The 4,452-nt window shown below is 70.2% G+C and carries 4 protein-coding genes; all 4 read right to left on the reverse strand.

Going from position 1 to position 4,452, the window contains the following annotated elements; translation table 11 throughout:
- The coding region (locus G3O06_RS46730) for a methionine--tRNA ligase (RefSeq protein WP_205820131.1) at nucleotides 1–1,252 on the reverse strand (1,252 nt) is incomplete at its 3' end.
- Between the two features lie 13 nt (nucleotides 1,253–1,265).
- Nucleotides 1,266–2,531 (reverse strand): ATP-grasp domain-containing protein, encoded by a 1,266-nt coding sequence (locus tag G3O06_RS46735; protein WP_205820132.1) that lies wholly within the window; start codon nucleotides 2,529–2,531, stop codon nucleotides 1,266–1,268.
- Nucleotides 2,532–2,546: 15 nt separating this feature from the next.
- Nucleotides 2,547–3,902, reverse strand: coding sequence for a SidA/IucD/PvdA family monooxygenase (locus tag G3O06_RS46740; protein ID WP_205820133.1), 1,356 nt, complete (start codon nucleotides 3,900–3,902; stop codon nucleotides 2,547–2,549).
- Nucleotides 3,899–4,452: FAD-dependent oxidoreductase (locus G3O06_RS46745; RefSeq protein WP_205820134.1), on the reverse strand; the 554-nt coding region annotated here is incomplete at its 5' end. The genes G3O06_RS46740 and G3O06_RS46745, both read right to left, overlap by 4 nt.

The raw sequence follows: 4,452 nt of genomic DNA on the forward strand, positions 1-4,452 counted from the left end.
TCCGCGCCGTTTCGTCGGCCGGCGCGCGCGCCGCGAGCGGGCCGCCGATCGCCTCGGCCACATGCCGCTGTACAGTCGCGTACGGCCCGTTCACGAACCGGCAGAACGCATCGCGATCGAAGTCGGTGCGCGCGTCGACCGGATTGGTCGACGCGACGAAGAAGCGCACCGCGTCGGCCGGCACGCGCGTGCGGGCCGCGAGATCCTCGACCCAGATCGCCCAGCGCAGGCTCGTCGAGAACTTGCGCCCTTCCAGCGTATAGAAATGGTTGATCACGAAGCGGTCGAACGGCTTCGACACGCCGTCCGCCATCGCCATCGCCTGGATCCCGACCAGGTGCGACACGCAGTTGTCGATCCCGAATCCGTTCACGGTGATCACGTCCGAGTCGCGATCGAACGGATTCGCATGCAGCCCGTGCTTGCGCGCATAGAGATCGCCGACGAAGCGGATCGCGCCGAACAGCAGACCATGACCGAACAGCGTGCGCGGCTCGCCGTCCAGCGCGTAAGGCAGCCCCCAGCCGGCATGGCTCGTCACGCGAAAGCGCGCGCCGTCGCGTTCGAGATGGCGGCGCGCGATATCGACGAATACCGGTGCGGTCTCGGTGCCCGCCAGTTGCGCGACCAGCGCGGCGGGATCCGCGATGTCGAAGAACAGGTTGTCCTGTTCGCGCATCGCAAGCGTCTCGCCCCAGCGCGCCGACGGTTCGCGGACATCCTCCGGCTGGAAATGCGCGCCGCAGTCCTCGCAGAAGAATCCCGAGACGTCGCGCGCACACTGCGGGCAGCGGCCGAGCAGGAAACTGCCGGTCACGTAGCAGTTGCGCGCGGCCGAAAACGGCAGGCGTTCGCGCACCGTCGACACGCGTCGCTGCGCGGCAAGCCGCGCGACGAGCCCGTCGTGCGCGGCGAGGTACGCGTCGTGATGCGCATCGCCGAGCGGATCGACGAACAGGTCGACGTCGATGTTCATGTCGGCGAGATCGTCGACGATGCCCGCGCAGCTCTGCCGCGCGAGCGCCGCCGATTCGACGCCGGCCTGCCCGGCGCGCAGCGGGATGTAGGAATCGTACGGGTCGCTCGCGCACGCGATGCGCGCGCATTCGCCGCGGCTGCGCAGGTGGCGCGCGAGCATGTCGAGCCGCAGGTACGGGCCCGCGATATGACCCAGGTGCAGGCGCCCGTTCGGCGCCGGCATCGCGGGCACGAGCAGGTAGTGGCGCGGGTCGCGGATCGTGTCGATCGGCATGATGGTCTCCGGGTCAGTCCAGCGTGACGGTCACGTCGGCCGCGAGCTCGCGCAGCAGCGCCACGATGTCGCGGTCGAGTTCGCACTGCGCGATCAGGTACGCGATCTCGTACGCCTTGAACACGTCCTTCGGCAGCGCCATCTGCGCGCCCTTGCCGGCGACGACCTGCAGGAAACGCAGCTCCGGCCGGCGCCACAGTCGCTCGAAACCTTCGACGCGGGCGATGCGGCCGAGCCCGGGCGGCATCACGATGCGCTGGCCCGCGCGCGTCGACGCGGTGCCGAGCCGGTCGTCGAGCGGGCCGTCGATCGCGCCGCGCGCGAGATCGAGCACCGTGCGATACGGCGAAAAGCCCGCGACGCTGTACGGGATCAGGTGCGAGTTGATGAACTCGCCGCCGAGCCGCCCGCCGATCTCGAGAATCTTCGGCCCGTCGCGCGTCACCATCACGTCCGCATGAAAGCCGCACCAGTCGATGCCGGTTGCCGCGACGCCCGCGCGCACCATGTCGCGAATGGCCGCCTGCGTGCCGGCCGGCAGCAGCGACGGCGTCACGTTCTCGTACTGGATCGGGATCGACCGGTCGAAGGTCTTGTCGATGATCGCGTTGATCGCGACGCGGCCGTGCGCGACGACGCCGGACACCGAGTGCTCGCTGCCCGTCAGCCGTTCCTCGAGCAGCGCATGATCGCCGTACAGGCTGAACATCTCGCCCTTTTCCGGCGAGTTGTATGCGCGAAATGCGCGATAGACCTCGGCGGGATCGTCGTGCGCGTCGACCGGAAAGATGCCGCGGCTGCCGGAGTTGCCGGCCGGCTTCAGCAGCGCGGGCGCGCCGATCCGCTTCAGCGCGGCAGTGAACTCGGCTTCGCTGCTGACCACCGCGTAGCGCGGGTTCGCGTTCGGCACGGCGTCCAGCACGCGGCGGGTCGCGGCCTTGTCGCGCACGTTGAGCGCGGCGTCCGGCGCCGTGCCGCGCAGCCCGAGCCGATGCGACAGCCGGCTCGCGAGCACGACTTCGAGGTCCTTCCACGCGACGACGCCGGACAGCTCGATGCGATGTTCGCGCAGGTAGTCGAGAATGGTCCGCTCGGCGGCGTCGTAATCGCCGAGCCGTGTCGGAATGATGCCGGCGCAGCCGAACGAGCGGAACGCGTCCGGCGTCGGCGTCGCCACATACAGGTCGAGTCCGAGGCTGCGCGCCGCGTCGATTTCGGCGATCCGCTCGCCCGGAAGCGCGCGCGTGTCGAGATACAGCATGGCCGGTGCATGGGTCATGGCGGTGTGCTCCTGTCAGTTCACGAATTGTTGGGTGGCAGCGTGCGGCGCGTCGCCGTGCGGCCAGTCGACGAAACCCGGCGGCGTGCCGACTTCATAGATGGAGGCGCCCGCGATCGCGTTCGCGATCCGGCCGCTGCGCCACGCGGCGAGGCTCAGGTTCGGGTCGGCGATACCGCGCGTCGTGCGCGCGGCGTTCTGGAAGAAAATCCGCGCGGCGCTCGGCCGGTTCCAGCGCACCGCATAGTCGTCGTCGAGCTCCGGCACGCCGTTGCGCGTGTGCATCTCGAAGCGCAGCGATTCCAGCGCACCCGGCATCTGGAATTCGCTGCCCGTCGCAAGCAGCACGACGTCGGCGTGCAGCGGCGCGTGCACGCCGGTACCGTCGTCGACGCTCAGCACGTAGCCGCCGTCCGCGCGATGCAGGTTGGCCATGCTGCGGCCGGGCATCAGCGCGCAATGGCCGGTGCGCCCTTCGATGTGCGTGATTTCGTAGAGCCGCTGGTAGATCGCCGTCAGAAGCGGCAGCGTGACGCCGTCGCTCGCAAGGCGCTGCGTGTCGAGCGCGTCGCGCTTGCGCTCCGGCGACAGCCGCGAGAAATGCTCGTTGTACTGCGGCACGAACCATTCGTTGACGAACGGCGAGTCGTCCATCGGCAGGAAGTTCTCGCGCCGCGTCAGCCAGGCGACGTGCGCGGGTGCCGCGTCGCCCGTCAGCCCGAGCAGGTGCAGCGCGAGTTCGGCGCCGCTCTGGCCGCCGCCGACGATCGCGACGCGCCGGCCGGCGAGCGCCGGCCGCACGGTGCAGAACTGCGACGAATGCAGCACGTCCGCGCCCAGGTGCGGCCGTGCGCACGCGGGAATGGTCGGGCGCAGGCCGACGCCGACGACGAGATTCGCGGTGCGCACGACCCCGTGCGAGGTCGTGACGCGCAGCGCGCGCCCGTCCCGCACGACGCTTTCGACTTCGCAGTCGAACCGCAGGTTGTCGAGCGACGCGCATACCCATTGCATGTACTGCTCGAACTCGCGGCGGCGCACGGTCGGAAAGCGCGCGTTCGCAAACGAGTACAGGCGCTCGGTGCGTTGCAGGAACGCGATGAACGAGTAGCGGCTGCACGGATCGGCCAGCGTCACGAGGTCCTTCAGGAAGCTGGTCGTCAACGACGAATCGGCGAGCATCAGCCCCGGATGCCAGCGGAACTCGGGCTTGCGCTCGACGAACAGCGAGCGCAGGCCGTCCAGCGGCGCCAGCAGCGCGGCCAGGCTCAGGTTGAACGGGCCGACCCCGATCCCGAGCACGTCGACCTCCTCCCCGGCAAGGGCCCGCGGCTTCGCGCCGTCGAGCGCCTGAATGTCGAAAGTGTTCATCGCGCCTCCCCGGCACCGGTGATCGAATCGTGAAGAACGGCGCTGCCGGCCTCGCCGAGCACGAGCCCGGCAAGCACCGCGCCGCCATGAACGGCCGTGGCGATCCCGCTGCCGCAATAGCCGCCGCACCAGCCCAGCCGCCCGGCCGTGCCGACATGCGGCACACCGTGCGCCGTGAAGCCGAGCGGCGCGGACCACACACGCTCGACGCCCACGTGCCCGAGCGCCGGGAAATACGTCGCCAGCCGCGCGCGCAAGGCGGCTTCGGCATCCGCGGGCGGCATGTCCGTCGCCAGGCCGAGCCGGCTGCCGAACAACAGTCGCCCGCGGTCGTCGAGCCGGAAGTAGTCCTTGTCGGCGGACAGCGTGCCGTACACGCGCGGCTGCCGCGAAATGCGGCGCTGCGTCGCGTCGTCGAGCACGCCGGTCGCGAGCAGGTGCGTGCCGTACCGTTCGAGCGGCGGCCGTACGTCGGCCGGCAGCAACGGCCACGCGTCCTCCGCGCACACCAGCACGGTGCCGGCGGCGAGCGTCGCATCGTCGCGGTCGA

It is taken from the genome of Burkholderia sp. Ac-20345 (genome assembly GCF_017104825.1).
Classification (GTDB): domain Bacteria; phylum Pseudomonadota; class Gammaproteobacteria; order Burkholderiales; family Burkholderiaceae; genus Burkholderia; species Burkholderia lata_B.